The sequence below is a fragment of the Burkholderia sp. RF7-non_BP4 genome (assembly GCF_001521935.1).
Classification (GTDB): domain Bacteria; phylum Pseudomonadota; class Gammaproteobacteria; order Burkholderiales; family Burkholderiaceae; genus Burkholderia; species Burkholderia diffusa.
This window is the reverse complement of sequence record NZ_LOTA01000035.1, coordinates 249,138-262,667: the sequence shown is the minus strand read 5'-3', so window position 1 is coordinate 262,667 and position 13,530 is coordinate 249,138. Positions and strand designations below refer to the sequence as shown.

Sequence of the window (13,530 nt, the reverse complement as noted above, 5' to 3'; positions counted from 1 at the left end):
GGCTCGCCGGCGATGACGACGCGCGGCTTCGGCGCGGCGGAAGCCGAGCAGGTCGGTAACCTGATCGCCGACGTGCTCGAGAACCCGGAAGACGCAGCGACGATCGAGCGTGTGCGCGCGCAAGTAGCCGAGCTGACCAAGCGTTTCCCGGTTTATCGCTGATCCGGCATGCGCTGCCCGTTCTGCCGGCATGAGGACACGCAGGTCGTCGACTCTCGTGTGTCCGAAGATGGCGCCGCGATTCGTCGGCGCCGTCGTTGTTCGGCTTGCGACAAGCGCTTCACGACGTACGAGCGGGTCGAGCTGAACTTGCCGGCCGTCGTGAAGAAGGACGGCAGCCGCACGGAATTCGACCGTCGCAAGATCGTCGCCAGCATGCAACTCGCGCTGCGCAAGCGGCCGGTTGCGGCTGACGCGATCGACGCGGCGGTCGCCCGCATCGAATATCAACTGCTCGCAACCGGCGAGCGCGAAGTGCGTAGCGAGAAGCTTGGCGAACTCGTGATGAACGAGTTGCGCGGCCTCGATACGATCGCCTATGTCCGTTTCGCATCGGTATACCGCCGGTTCGAGGATGTTTCCGAATTTGCCGACGTGATCGAAGAGTTCCGTCGCGCGTCCCCCTCCAAACCTCCGCGTAAGCGCTGACGCGCTGCGTCCGTTCATCGTCTTCTCCGTGGGTTCAGTTCGCGCCGATTGTGTCGGCCGCGATCGCATGTCGCCAGTCGGCCGTTCGGCTAATGGCGCGTGTGTGCTTGCGTCGCTACAGTCGTCGCATCACGTTGACGGAGGGCGATGGCGATGGGACTGCACCGACAAGGCGTTAAACAACGCATGCGATGCGGCGGCTTTACGCTCGTCGAGCTGATGGTCGCAATCGCGCTGGCAGCCGCGATCGGACTATACGCAGCACCTGCATTCGATCAGTGGCACATGCGTGAACGTGTGGATGCACGCTCGCGTGCGTTGCTCGGCGCGCTGTCGTTCGCGCGCACCGAGGCGACACGTCTCGGCGTGCGCGTCACGCTGTGCAGGGCCGGGCGCAACGGCGATTGCGCGCATTCCGGCGAGCGGTGTGACCTGGCGGGATGGTCATGCGGCTGGATCGTCAGCGGGCAGTTCGACGGACGGTCGCGCGTGCTGCGGCGCTATCCGCGCGATGCCGACATTGCCGTCGCGGGGGCGGCGCACGATCTGGCATTTGCTCCGCCGGCGGGCCAGGTGCTTGGCGGAATCAGGCGTTTCGAGTTGCGTCCACGGCGCACGCTGTCCGGTGACGACACACGCGTGTCGCGCTGCATTCGGATCGCGGCAGGCGGCCGGGCGCGCGTCGTTGCCGGTCGATGCGAAGCGGCATGAAGCGCGCGCGCAAGTCCATGCACGGCACGTCGCTGCTCGAAGCGGTGCTGGCCGTCGCGCTGCTTGCAACGGTGATGCTGGCGGTGGCCGGCAGCCAGCTTGCGATGACGCGCGCGCAGCGGGCGACGATCTGGCGTGAGCGCGCGCTATGGCTGGCCGATGCCCGCATTGAGAGCCGGCGCGCAGTGGCGGGTGCCGACGACGGCATCGCAGCGCTCGCGTCCGCGTCGTTGCCCGGCGGCACGACGGCGCTCGACGATGGGCCGGCGGGTGTCCGCTACGTGACGGTCGGCTGGCGTGACGCTCAGGCCTCCGCGCCGACATCGGCGCGCTGCGAAAGTGCGCGGGCAGCGGTCGGGCCGCCATCGTGCGTGCGGATGCCGTTTCGGGAGGCCGAGGTCGATGTCGATGAACGGTGAGCGCCGCAGCCGCGCGCATACGCTGCTCGAAGTGCTGATCGCGATGACGGTCGGTCTGCTGGTGCTTGCTGCTGCCGGTGCGCTGTACCACGCCCAACGCGTCGCGCAGCGGCGAGCGGAAGACGGCTTCCGGATGCGCGATGCGGCCGCGACCGCACTGATGCTGATCGGCGAGCAAATCCAGATGGCCGGGTTTCGCCCACTCGATGTCGAAGGGGCGCCATCGTTGCCGCCGATGTTCGGCTGTTCCGCGGGGCGCGTGCGAGGCAATGGAGCGCAGGTGCGCTGCGAAACCGTGCGCGCAGCGTCGGACGCATTGCTGGTTCGGTATGTCGGCGATGCCGTGTCGACGTGGCCGACGAATGGGGCACAGGTGTCGGATTGTCTCGGGCAGGGCGTCGGCGCTCCTGGTGCGCGGCCGCTCGTGGAAAACCGTTTCGACGCGCATGTCAGCCCGTCGACGGGCGAGCCCGAGTTGTACTGCGAGGGAAGCGGGCGCCCTGGTACGCCGCAACCCGTCGTGTCCGGCATCGACCAACTGCGCGTGCGTTACCTTCGGCGCGAAGCCACGCAGTTCGTCGACGCAGGGGCGATGGGTAGCGGCGACTGGCGCGATGTCGTTGCCGTGCATGTGTGCGTGCGCGCACGTGGCGAACCGATGCACGGGCCTGCGCGTCATGTCGATTGCGACGGCCGCACGGCCGTTTCGCCGAATGGTCGCGCGCATCTGGTGCTGCATCGAATCGTCGCGTTGCGCAATGCCGCGGTCGCATCCGCCGATCCCGTGGGTGATGCGGCGCAAGATCATGGGGTGTTGCGATGATCTACGCAAACCGATTCGTCGACGAACTCGCGATGCGAATCGCAGCAGGTCGCGCAACGCAGCGCGCGGTGGCGTGCCGCGACAGGCGACATGCGGCGCGCGGTGAGGGCCCCATGCTGAGCGGAACAACATCACGCACACGCTTTTCGTCCACCAGTCGCGGCTGGCGTCGCGACGCGGGCCTTGCACTGCCGGCCGTGATCGCGGTCGGCGCGGCGGTCGCCGCGCTGACCGGCACATGGTTCGAATCCGCGTTGACGGAATCGCGCCGCACGCGTGCATTGTCGGACCGTCTGATCGCATTTCACGCAGCCGATGCAGCGCTGGCAGCCTGCACAGCGCGATTGCTCCGAGGCGGGGCGCCATACATCGACGAACCGGCGTCACCTGTCGAGCCGGACGCATGGCGGCGTGCGCCCGCGCTGGGCGTCGCCGAAGCGTTTGCCCCATTCGCTTCCTGGCCGATGGCGGCCCAGCCGCCGCGATGCCTGATCGAAGCCTGGCGAGGTGTCGGTCCGCAAGGGAGTCGCGCTTACCTCGTCACCGCGCGTGGTGTCGGCGGCCATGCGTCGAGCGTGGTCTGGCTGCAGAGCCAGATCGCGTTGCGAGACGGACGCATCGTTACACAGCGCTGGCGGCGCGTCGCGGCGGTTCATCGATGAAACGGCCTCGATTGCTGCACCGATCGGCGGCGTTCACGTTGCTCGAACTGATGATCGTGCTCGCGATCGTTGCCGCGCTGGCCGGGTGGGGTATTCCGTCATATCGCGAGCATGTCGCGCGCGTGCATCGCGCATCCGCAGTCGCTGCGCTTTATCGCGCCGCTCAGTATCTTGAAACACTCGACGGCGCGCCGCCACGAACGCTGCCAGATGCATATTCGCAGGCGCCCCCGGACGGGCAGGCGGTCTACGAAGTGGCGCTGCGGCGAACAGCGGGCGACGATGCGCCGGTGGCCTACGAACTCGTTGCGCGCCCGCTCGATGCGGGCCCGATGCGCGACGACGCATGCGGTGCGTTCATGCTGCGCGCGGACGGGACCAAAGGCAACGCGGGATCGAACGACGCAGAGGCGGACTCGCGGGAGCGGACATGCTGGGGCGTGCGTTGATCATGCGATCGCGCACGCAAAACACACAACGGCGCCGGGTGCGTGCGCGCCTGGGTGTCAGTCGTCGTTCGCGGCAGGTTCGCGCTCGTCGCGCGACTGTTTCCAGATCCGGTAGATCTCCCATGCAGCGAAGCCGACGGAGCCCCACTTCAGCGCGGGGCCCGCGCTCGCGCGCAGCAGCGACCGTATGGGTTTCGCCAGCACGAGCGATGCGAGCGAACTCAACATCGGGTACTGATTGACGAGTTGCCCGAGGCTCGCATTCAGGTTCTTGGCGGACTGGCTGAACTTCGTGCCCGACAGTCCGGGGACGAATACCTTGAGCCAGCTGAAGCGCGTGACGGCGTGGCGCATTTCGGCGGCGGCTTCGGCAAGCTCGAGCCGCTCGACCTCGGATCGCAGGATCAGCAATTCCTTGCGGAGCGCGCGATGCTGCGACGCGTTCCAGTTCGATCGCGACGAATGGGGGCGGGTCGAATGGCCCGTGACGTTCTGGCTCATGGCGCGTCGGCGAAGTAGGTGAGAGAGGGGAACGCGACTGCGTTCACGGCTTGCCGCGGAAAATTTCGCGGTCTTTCTCGAGCTCGGCGAGCGTCGCTTCGAACACGGTCGGCGCGTCGCGCAGGCCCGAACGCGCTTTCAGTGCACATACGATGCCCGCGATCGCGTACAACGCGGTGATGGCTGCGAGCGACTGCCAGCGATAGGTATCCCAGAACGCGATCGTGACGAGCACGGTCAGGCTGATGAGCGCCATCGTCGCGAGCATCATGGCCGCGAGCCCGAGGAACAGTACGCCCATCAGGCGTTCCTTCTCCTCGGCGAGTTCGATGCCGACCAGTTCGAGGCGCGTTTGCAGGAGGCCGATCGCGGAGCCGACGAGGCGGCGCAGCGGTCCCTGGCCGGACGGCTGCGGGTTGGTGTCTGTCGTCATGGATGAGGCGCTTGTGCGCGCAATAAGCGGCTAGGGCAAAGCCGGCCGGCGGCGAACCGCCGGCTGGCTTCGGCACCCATGCGCCGCACCGGGCGGCACATGGGGCGGAACGGCGCTGAGCGCGTTACTTGCGGTTGATCAGCAGGCCGATCAGCACGCCGACGCCGGCGGCGACGCCGATCGACGTCCACGGATGCTCGTGCACGTAGTCGTCGGTCGCGCGCGCGGCCTTCTTGCCTTTCTCGACCACCACGACCTGGACGTCGGTTGCCTTTTCCTTGGCCTGCTTCAGGCGCGACATGGCTTTTTCGCGCAACTCGGCCGCCCGGTCGCCCGTGCTGCTCGCTGCCTGCTTGAGCAGATCCTCGGCGTCCGCGAGAACGGTTTTGATATCCGACATCAGTTTCTCCTTGTTGATTTCCGACATTGCAACTCCCTTCATGCTGTCATGCTGCAGGTTCACATCGTAGCGAAACCCCTGCCGGCTGGCGAGCCGGGAAGACACGCGGCGGCGGTGCAAGACCACATGGTAAACGACCCGTAAGTATTGACAGAGCCGCAAATGCTGCGAAAAGTTTCCCTTGTGGCCGTCCGTCCTGCCCCGATACCGGGTAAAAATGACAAAAAAGTATGAATATCAAACAGAATAATCGTTCGCACCGCCCATTGCTTCCCGTAAGCTGATGGACTGTCCCGCGCCGTCCAGCGCGCGGTTTCAACCAGCATCGTTCGAGGAGGGAACATCATGAGTCTGCGTCTTGGTGACATCGCACCGGATTTCGAGCAGGAATCGAGCCTGGGCCCCATCAAGTTTCACGAGTGGCTGGGCGACAGCTGGGGCGTCCTGTTCTCGCACCCGGCCGACTACACGCCGGTGTGCACGACTGAACTCGGGCTGACCTCGAAGCTGAAGGGCGAATTCGAGAAACGCAACGTAAAGGTGATCGCGCTGTCGGTCGACGGCGTCGAATCGCACAAGGGCTGGATCAACGACATCAACGAAACGCAGTCGACGGTCGTCGGTTTCCCGATCATCGCCGACGCGGACCGCAAGGTGTCGCAGCTGTACGACATGATCCACCCGAACGCGAACGAAACGCTGACGGTGCGTTCGCTGTTCGTGATCGACCCGAACAAGAAGGTGCGGCTCACCATCACCTATCCGGCCAGCACCGGCCGCAACTTCGACGAAGTGCTGCGCGTGATCGACTCGCTGCAGCTGACCGACAACTACAAGGTCGCGACGCCCGGCAACTGGAAGGACGGCGACGACGTCGTGATCGTGCCGTCGCTGCAGGATCCGGAAGAGCTGAAGAAGCGCTTCCCGAAGGGCTTCAACGCGGTGCGTCCGTACCTGCGCCTCACGCCGCAGCCGAACAAGTAAGCAGCGGCTGCCACGTCGGCGGCGCGTGACGAACGCGTGCGCCGATGAAAACGGCCCGCCCGGCAGCGATGTCGGGCGGGCCGTGTCGTTTCAGCGGCGAAGATATGACGCGCAGGGCGCCGCGGATCGCACGCGAATGGTCAGAAGAATGCCTGGATGCCCGTCTGCGCGCGGCCGAGGATCAGCGCGTGGATGTCGTGCGTGCCTTCGTACGTGTTCACCACTTCGAGGTTCACGAGGTGGCGCGCGACGCCGAATTCGTCCGAGATGCCGTTGCCGCCGAGCATGTCGCGCGCGAGTCGCGCGATGTCGAGCGCCTTGCCGCACGAGTTGCGTTTCATGATCGACGTGATCTCGACGGCCGCCGTGCCTTCGTCCTTCATCCGGCCGAGACGCAGCACGCCCTGCAGGCCGAGCGTGATTTCGGTCTGCATGTCGGCGAGCTTCTTCTGGATCAACTGGTTCGCGGCGAGCGGCCGGCCGAACTGCTTGCGATCGAGCACGTACTGGCGCGCGGTGTGCCAGCACGACTCGGCCGCGCCGAGCGCGCCCCAGGCGATCCCGTAGCGCGCCGAGTTCAGACACGTGAACGGGCCGCGCAGGCCGCTCACGTTCGGCATCAGGTTCTCCTCGGGCACGAACACTTCGTCGAGGACGATCTCGCCGGTGATCGACGCGCGCAGCCCGACCTTGCCGTGGATCGCGGGTGCCGACAGGCCCTTCCAGCCCTTCTCGAGGATGAAGCCGCGGATCGCGTCCTTGCCGTCTTCTTCCAGTTTTGCCCACACGACGAACACGTCGGCGATCGGCGAGTTGGTGATCCACATCTTTGAGCCGGACAGCGAATAACCGCCGGGCACCTTCGTCGCGCGCGTGACCATGCTGCCCGGGTCGGAGCCGTGGTTCGGCTCGGTCAGGCCGAAGCAGCCGATCCATTCGCCGCTCGCGAGCTTCGGCAGGTATTTCTGCTTCTGCGCGTCCGAGCCGAATTCGTGGATCGGCACCATCACGAGCGACGACTGCACGGACATCATCGAGCGGTAACCGGAGTCGACGCGCTCGACTTCGCGCGCGATCAGCCCGTAACTCACGTAATTGAGGCCGGGGCCGCCATATTCTTCCGGAATCGTCGGGCCGAGCAGGCCGATCTCGCCCATCTCGCGGAAGATCGCGGCGTCGGTGCGTTCGTGGCGGAACGCCTCGGTGACGCGCGGCGCGAGCTTGTCCCGCGCATACGCGTGCGCGGCATCGCGCACCATCCGCTCTTCTTCGGTCAGTTGCTGGTCGAGCAACAGCGGATCGTCCCAATGAAAAGTTGCAGCGCTCATCGTGTCATCTCCTGTTGGCCAGGGTGGGCGCTTCGGCGCTTGCCCTGATCCCATGCTTGGCGGTCGGTCCCGGGCTGGCGCTTCGCGGCCTGCCCCGATGTCTAAAGTTCGCTTGACTATAGTTCCGCTGTGCGGAACAATGTTTTGCAAAACGAACCCAGTGTAGCATCACATGACGCTTTCAACCATCGACGAAACCACGATCGACGAACGCAAGTTCGTCGTTGCGCTCGCGCGCGGGCTCGACCTGCTGCGCGCATTCCGGCCCGGCGAGACGATGCTCGGCAATCGCGACTTCGCGGAGCGCACCGGGCTGCCCAAGGCGACGGTGAACCGGCTCGCCTATACGCTGACCGTGCTCGGCTATCTGCGCTACGACGAGACGCTCGGAAAGTATGCGCTCGACGCCGGCGTGCTGTCGCTTGGCTACGCGCTGCTGTCCGGCTCGGGGACGCTCGATCTCGCCCGGCCGCACATGCAGGCGCTCGCACGCGAGATCGGCGCGGCCGTGTCGCTCGGCTGCCGCGACGGGCTCGACATGATCTATCTGGAGACGATCCGCAGCGAAACCGCGCTGACGCTCGGGCTTGCGCCCGGCTCGCGGCTGTCGATGCTGACGAGTTCGATGGGCCGCGCGTATCTGGCCGTGCAGCCGGAGGACGTGCGCCGCGCGCTCTATGCGGATCTGCACCGGGCGGCCGGCGGCGCGGCCGACGCGGATGCGCTCGTCGCGGCCGCGCAGGACGCGGTGGCCGAGTTCTCCGCGGGCGGGTGCTGCTATTCGTTCCGCGCGTGGCACATGGACGTGAACGCGGCTGCCGTGCCGTTTCGCGAACCGCGCGAGGGGCGCTGGCTGATCCTGAGCTGCAGCGGGCCTGCGTCGTCGATGGACGAGGACGTGTTCCGCACGCAGGTGGGGCCGAAGCTGAAGGCGCTCGCGCAGCGGCTCGGGCAGACGGTCTGAAACGGGCGCCGCGCGCGGCGCGTCGCCGGGCCGGCCGGGCACCAGCGCGGCCGCCGCTGCCGATTGCGCCGCGCGCGAGGCGCGCTCATCATCATCCACCGGTTCCCCGACGATGACGAGGTTCGCGATGTCCCACCCGGAAACCATGGAAGGCGGTTGCGCATGCGGGGCGATCCGCTACCGGATCGCCGGCATTCCGGCCGACGCAGGCTTCTGCCATTGCCGGCTCTGTCAGCGCACGACGGGGGCGGCGGTCGTCGCGTCGGCATCGGTGCCGCTCGACGCGTTCGAATACCTGCAGGGCGAGCCGACGGTCTATGCGTCGAGCGCGTGGGGCGAGCGGCGCTTTTGCGGCCGCTGCGGCGCGCAGTTGGAGTACCGGTTGGCCGATGCGCCGACGACCGTGGAAATCAACTATGCAACGCTCGACGAGCCGGCGCGGCTGCGTCCCGCGTGGCACGTTTGGTACGGGGATCGCTTCCCGGGCATCGAGATCGACGACGATCTGCCGAAATTCGACGATGGCGGAAGGGTCTAGCGACGTGCCGGCGTCGAATCCGCGCACACGCGCGTTCGACTTTTCACGCATGAACGGAACAGGAACCGGCCATTATCGGGCGACGATGCACGCCGCCCCCGATTCCCGACGCAGTACCGACAGCGGATTCCGCCATCCGTAGTGCCGCGCCCCGCGCGGGCCGGCCATCCACCCGCTCAGGCCGGGACGACCTTCGAGAACACCGGCCCCTGCATGAACCGCACGTCGTGCTGGCGCAGCAGCTCGCACTGCGTCTCGTCGACGACGCCGTCGAAAATCAGCGGAATCCGCACGCGCTGCGCATACGCGACCAGCGCCTTCACCATCCCGTCGCGCAGCGCGATGCCCGCATCCATCTTGATGTAGTCGGGCCGCGCCATCTCCGATTCGACCGCGAGGATCCGGCCCGGGTCGGGCAGCTTGTCGGCGACCTTGAAACCGTGATGCTGGTAGCTGCGCGTCAGGTAGCCGAGGAAGGTCTTGTGCGCGACCGCGACCGCCGGCAGCTCGATCACGATCCGCTCGGTCGGCAGCCCGAAGCGCTGCAGCACCGACGAGAAATGCTTGCCGTGGTCGTACTTCACGCTTTTCAGCAGCCGTTCGTGCACGCGCAGGAACAGCAGCCCGTGGCGTTGCGCGCCGAAGAAGTTGATCGCGTGCAGCGCGCGAGACAGCCGGTCGATCGCGACGAGCGTCTGATCGTCGACGGCCGAGTCGACCGGATCGTGCGGCGCGCCGGTGACCAGCGTGACGGCCTGGAAGCCGAGTTCGTCGCCGTAGCGCTCGATCGCGTCGGCGAACGACGTCGACTGCGGCGCGCCGGGCATCGTCACGTCGTAGATCGGTTCATAGGCGCTCGCGAGCGTGCGCTCCGGCAGGTTCGCGCATGCGGTGCCGCCCGCTGCAAGCGCGAGGTGTTCCCGCAGATAAGGCAATTGCCCGGCACGGACGACCAGCTCGGGAATGTTGGGCGGAATCATCGGCGTAGGAAGGAAAAATGGCGGCCGAAACGGCCGCCTCATGCCTTGATATTAGCAGCGCCCGTCCGGCTCGGCTTGGCGTTTCGCTCATATGGTTATCCCGTTCCCGCGCGGATGGCTAGGGTTTACGTTGATTTCACTATTCGTAATTGGTTTTACTATTCGTAAATCCAAAGATTTGTCGCCGATCAAGAAAAGCGGCGTTCGGGCGCCCGGAGCGGCGCCGATTCCCGAATCGAATCAACAGGAAGCAAGGAGCGAGACGTGGCGGTTGACAGCAAGTGGGCGAGGCAGGGCGGGCCGCGGCAGTGGCGGGCAACGGGCATGAGCGGGACGACGCAGCGCGCGTCGGCGCGCGGACGGCAGGGCTGAGGAGCGGATGGCGACCATGAGCATCGATTACCAGACGCTGAAGTTCGACTACCGGCCGCGCGCGACGCGGGCCGCCGGCGATGACGCCGCCATCCACCCGGTGGTGGTGGTCGGCGCGGGCCCGGTGGGCCTGTCGGCCGCGATCGACCTCGCGCAGCAGGGCGTGCCGGTCGTGCTGCTCGACGACGACGACACGCTGTCGACGGGCTCGCGCGCGATCTGCTTCGCGAAGCGCACGCTCGAGATCTTCGACCGGCTCGGCTGCGGCGAGCGTTTCGTCGACAAGGGCGTGAGCTGGCACGTCGGCAAGGTGTTCCTGCAGGACGAGCAGTTGTATGCGTTCGACCTGCTGCCGGAGGAGGGGCATGCGCGTCCCGCATTCATCAACCTGCAGCAGTACTACGTCGAAGGCTATCTGGCCGAGCGCGCGTTCGCGCTGCCGAACATCGACATCCGCTGGAAGCACAAGGTGACGGGCGTCGCGCAATCGGCGGAACACGCCACGCTCACCATCGAGACGCCGGAAGGCATCGAGACGCTGCGCGCGCAGTACGTGATCGCGGCCGACGGCTCGCGCAGCCCGATGCGCGCGGCAATGGGCCTCGAGAGCCGCGGCCGCACGTTCAAGGACCGCTTCCTGATCGCCGACGTGAAGATGAAGGCGGAATTCCCGACCGAGCGCTGGTTCTGGTTCGATCCGCCGTTCCACCGCAACCAGTCGGTGCTGCTGCATCGCCAGCCCGACAACGTGTGGCGCATCGACTTCCAGCTCGGCTGGGACGCCGATCCGGTCGCTGAGAAGCAGCCGGAGCGCGTGATCCCGCGCGTGCGCGCGCTGCTCGGGCCGGATGTCGAGTTCGAGCTGGAATGGGTGAGCGTCTACACGTTCCGCTGCCAGCGGATGGATACGTTCCGTCATGGCCGCGTGCTGTTCGCGGGCGATTCCGCGCACGGCGTGTCGCCGTTCGGCGCGCGCGGCGCGAACAGCGGCGTGCAGGACGCGGACAACCTCGCGTGGAAGCTGAAGCTCGTGCTCGACGGCCGCGCGGCCGACCGCCTGCTCGACACCTACGCGAGCGAGCGCGAGTTCGCCGCCGACGAGAACATTCGCAACTCGACGCGCTCGACCGACTTCATCACGCCGAAGAGCGCGGTATCGCGCGTGTTCCGCGACGCGACGCTGAAGCTTGCGCGCGACTGCGAGTTCGCGCGCAAGCTCGTGAACAGCGGCCGCCTGTCGGTGCCGGCCGTGCTGGCCGATTCGCCGCTGAACACGCCGGATCGCAGCGGCGACACGTTCGCGTGCGCGATGCGGCCGGGCGCGGCGGCGGCCGATGCGCCGGTGCGCGCGCACGGCACGTCGGGTTGGCTGCTGCGGCATCTGGACGACGGTTTCGCGGGCGTGCTGTTCGGGCTGCCGGGCGACGCCGCCGCGCTCGCGCAGGCGCTCGACGGCCTGGCGCTGCCGGTGCGGCCGGTGCTGGTCGTGCCGGCCGGGCACGCGCAACCGGTGGCCGGCGTCGACGTCGTGGAGGACGTCGACGGTCTCGCCGCGCAACGCTACGACGCGAAGCCCGGCACGTTCTATCTGCTGCGCCCCGACCAGCACGTCTGCGCGCGGATGCGCACGCTCGAGCGCCAGGCGATCGCCGACGCGCTGGCGCGCGCGACCTGCGCGCGCGGAACATCGCATTGAACACGACAACGATACCGGAGACCCCCGTCATGCCCCGACTCGACACCCGCCCGCGCCTGGCCGATCCGGACGCGTTCTACGAAGCGCTGATCGACATGCATCGCGATCTGTCCGACGCCGACAGCCAGCTCGTCAACGCGAAGCTGATCCTGCTGCTCGCGAACCAGATCGGCGATGCCGACGTGCTGCGCGAAGCGATGGCGCTCGCGCGTCAGGGCGTGACGCCGCCCGTGCATCCGGCCGCCGAGGTGGCGCAATGAGTGCGGCGCCAGCCGACGCGCGTGTGCTCGAAGTCGAGCGCGTGATCGACGAGACCCATCGCCCGGGCTTTCACTGGATGCTGCTCGCGTTGTGCGGGCTGTGTCTCGTGATCGACGGCTTCGATGCGCAGGCGATGGGGTATGTCGCGCCCAGCGTGATCGCCGAATGGGGCGTGCCGAAGCAGGCGCTCGGGCCGGTGTTCAGCGCGAGCCTGTTCGGGATGCTGCTCGGCGCGCTCGGGCTGTCGGTGCTGGCCGACCGGATCGGGCGGCGCCCGGTGCTGATCGGCTCGACGCTGTTCTTCGCGGTGACGATGCTCGCGACGCCGTTCGCGGGTTCGATCCCGGTGCTGATGGCGCTGCGCTTCGTCACGGGCCTCGGCCTCGGCTGCATCATGCCGAACGCGATGGCGCTGGTCGGCGAATTCAGCCCGGCCGCGCATCGCGTGAAGCGGATGATGATCGTGTCGTGCGGCTTCACGCTCGGCGCCGCGATCGGCGGCTTCATCAGCGCCGCGCTGATTCCGGCGCTCGGCTGGCGCTCGGTGTTCTTCGTCGGCGGCGCGGTGCCGCTCGTGCTGACGCTCGCGATGTTCGCGCGGCTGCCCGAGTCGCTGCAGTTCCTGGTGCTGAGAGGGCGCGACGCGCAGGCACGCGCCTGGCTCGCGCGCTTCGCGCCGCAGGCCGGCATCGACGCGAGCACGCGCCTCGTCGTGCGCGAGCGCGCGGCGAGCGGCGCGCCGGTCGCGGAGCTGTTCCGCCATGGCCGCCTGCCGGTCACGCTGCTGCTGTGGGCCATCAGCTTCATGAACCTGATCGACCTGTACTTCCTGTCGAACTGGCTGCCGACCGTGATGCGCGACGCGGGCTATTCGCCGGGCACGGCGGTGATCGTCGGCACGGTGCTGCAGACGGGCGGCGTGATCGGCACGCTGTCGCTCGGCTGGTTCATCGAACGCTACGGCTTCGTGCGCGTGCTGTTCGCGTGTTTCGCGTGCGCGGCCGTCTCGGTCGGGCTGATCGGCTCGGTCGCGCATGCGCTGCCGTGGCTGCTGATCGTCGTGTTCGCGGGCGGATTCTGCGTGGTCGGCGGGCAGCCGGCCGTGAATGCGCTCGCGGGCCAGTATTACCCGACGTCGCTGCGCTCGACCGGCATCGGCTGGAGCCTCGGCATCGGCCGGATCGGCTCGGTGCTCGGGCCGCTCGTCGGCGGACAACTGATTGCGCTGAACTGGACCAACGGCGCGCTGTTCCACGCGGCCGCGGTGCCCGTGCTGTGCTCGGCGCTGTTCGTGCTGGGACTGGCCGGCGTAACGCGGCGCAGCGGCGCGCAGGCGCCGAACGCCGCCATGAATTGATGGA

The 13,530-nt window shown here is 67.5% G+C and carries 17 protein-coding genes and 1 pseudogene; 13 read left to right on the top strand and 5 right to left on the bottom strand.

Annotated elements, in window-relative coordinates; translation table 11 throughout:
- The 7 genes and pseudogenes from glyA to WS49_RS16580 form a co-directional block, all read left to right on the top strand.
- Positions 1–162, top strand: a pseudogene (gene glyA / locus WS49_RS33690) (serine hydroxymethyltransferase); the annotation flags it as partial.
- A gap of 6 nt (positions 163–168) precedes the next feature.
- Positions 169–648, top strand: a complete 480-nt coding sequence (nrdR, locus tag WS49_RS16605) for a transcriptional regulator NrdR (protein WP_006760615.1) — start codon at positions 169–171, stop codon at positions 646–648.
- Positions 649–801: 153 nt separating this feature from the next.
- Entirely contained in the window at positions 802–1,359 is a 558-nt protein-coding gene (locus WS49_RS16600) for a GspH/FimT family pseudopilin (RefSeq protein ID WP_059530579.1), read from the top strand.
- A complete protein-coding gene (locus WS49_RS16595) occupies positions 1,356–1,778 on the top strand; it encodes a PulJ/GspJ family protein (RefSeq protein ID WP_059530577.1) in 423 nt (140 codons plus the stop codon). The genes WS49_RS16600 and WS49_RS16595 overlap by 4 nt, the downstream gene beginning before the upstream one ends.
- Positions 1,762–2,601: a PilW family protein gene (locus tag WS49_RS16590; protein WP_082725526.1), complete on the top strand. Its 840-nt coding sequence runs from the start codon at positions 1,762–1,764 to the stop codon at positions 2,599–2,601. The genes WS49_RS16595 and WS49_RS16590 overlap by 17 nt, the downstream gene beginning before the upstream one ends.
- Positions 2,602–2,714: 113 nt before the next feature.
- Complete coding sequence (locus WS49_RS35850) at positions 2,715–3,263, top strand: pilus assembly protein (protein ID WP_082725527.1); 549 nt, start codon at positions 2,715–2,717, stop codon at positions 3,261–3,263.
- The gene (locus WS49_RS16580; protein ID WP_059530524.1) at positions 3,260–3,712 is read left to right on the top strand and encodes a type IV pilin protein; all 453 of its coding nucleotides are present in this window, start codon (positions 3,260–3,262) and stop codon (positions 3,710–3,712) included. The genes WS49_RS35850 and WS49_RS16580 overlap by 4 nt, the downstream gene beginning before the upstream one ends.
- Positions 3,713–3,769: 57 nt before the next feature.
- Here the strand turns inward: WS49_RS16580 and WS49_RS16575 are convergent, their stop codons facing one another.
- The 3 genes from WS49_RS16575 to WS49_RS16565 form a co-directional block, all read right to left on the bottom strand.
- A complete protein-coding gene (locus WS49_RS16575; protein ID WP_059530521.1) occupies positions 3,770–4,213 on the bottom strand; it encodes a DUF3318 domain-containing protein in 444 nt (147 codons plus the stop codon).
- Positions 4,214–4,256: 43 nt separating this feature from the next.
- Entirely contained in the window at positions 4,257–4,646 is a 390-nt protein-coding gene (locus WS49_RS16570; protein ID WP_059530516.1) for a phage holin family protein, read from the bottom strand.
- Between the two features lie 124 nt (positions 4,647–4,770).
- Complete coding sequence (locus WS49_RS16565) at positions 4,771–5,073, bottom strand: DUF883 family protein (protein ID WP_006754606.1); 303 nt, start codon at positions 5,071–5,073, stop codon at positions 4,771–4,773.
- Positions 5,074–5,391: 318 nt separating this feature from the next.
- On the opposite strand from WS49_RS16565, the gene WS49_RS16560 reads away from it, so the two are divergent.
- Positions 5,392–6,030 (top strand): peroxiredoxin, encoded by a 639-nt coding sequence (locus WS49_RS16560; RefSeq protein ID WP_034182833.1) that lies wholly within the window; start codon positions 5,392–5,394, stop codon positions 6,028–6,030.
- A 140-nt stretch (positions 6,031–6,170) separates the two neighbouring features.
- Here the strand turns inward: WS49_RS16560 and WS49_RS16555 are convergent, their stop codons facing one another.
- Positions 6,171–7,358 (bottom strand): acyl-CoA dehydrogenase, encoded by a 1,188-nt coding sequence (locus tag WS49_RS16555; RefSeq protein ID WP_059530513.1) that lies wholly within the window; start codon positions 7,356–7,358, stop codon positions 6,171–6,173.
- Between the two features lie 172 nt (positions 7,359–7,530).
- On the opposite strand from WS49_RS16555, the gene WS49_RS16550 reads away from it, so the two are divergent.
- Complete coding sequence (locus WS49_RS16550; protein WP_044844103.1) at positions 7,531–8,322, top strand: IclR family transcriptional regulator; 792 nt, start codon at positions 7,531–7,533, stop codon at positions 8,320–8,322.
- Between the two features lie 127 nt (positions 8,323–8,449).
- On the top strand, positions 8,450–8,860 hold the full coding sequence (locus WS49_RS16545; protein WP_059530569.1) for a GFA family protein: 411 nt from the start codon (positions 8,450–8,452) through the stop codon (positions 8,858–8,860).
- A gap of 176 nt (positions 8,861–9,036) precedes the next feature.
- Here WS49_RS16545 and WS49_RS16540 read toward each other — a convergent pair whose 3' ends face one another.
- Complete coding sequence (locus tag WS49_RS16540) at positions 9,037–9,840, bottom strand: EAL domain-containing protein (RefSeq protein ID WP_059530510.1); 804 nt, start codon at positions 9,838–9,840, stop codon at positions 9,037–9,039.
- A gap of 379 nt (positions 9,841–10,219) precedes the next feature.
- On the opposite strand from WS49_RS16540, the gene WS49_RS16535 reads away from it, so the two are divergent.
- Genes WS49_RS16535 through WS49_RS16525 form a run of 3 tightly spaced genes read left to right on the top strand, consistent with a single transcriptional unit; the run spans position 10,220 to position 13,526 of the window.
- Positions 10,220–11,908: an FAD-dependent oxidoreductase gene (locus WS49_RS16535; RefSeq protein WP_059530507.1), complete on the top strand. Its 1,689-nt coding sequence runs from the start codon at positions 10,220–10,222 to the stop codon at positions 11,906–11,908.
- 29 nt (positions 11,909–11,937) lie between these two features.
- Positions 11,938–12,168, top strand: coding sequence for a DUF2783 domain-containing protein (locus WS49_RS16530; protein WP_014897947.1), 231 nt, complete (start codon positions 11,938–11,940; stop codon positions 12,166–12,168).
- Positions 12,165–13,526, top strand: a complete 1,362-nt coding sequence (locus tag WS49_RS16525) for an MFS transporter (RefSeq protein ID WP_059530505.1) — start codon at positions 12,165–12,167, stop codon at positions 13,524–13,526. Before WS49_RS16530 ends, WS49_RS16525 begins: the two co-directional genes overlap by 4 nt.
- The last annotated feature ends 4 nt before the right edge of the window (positions 13,527–13,530 follow it).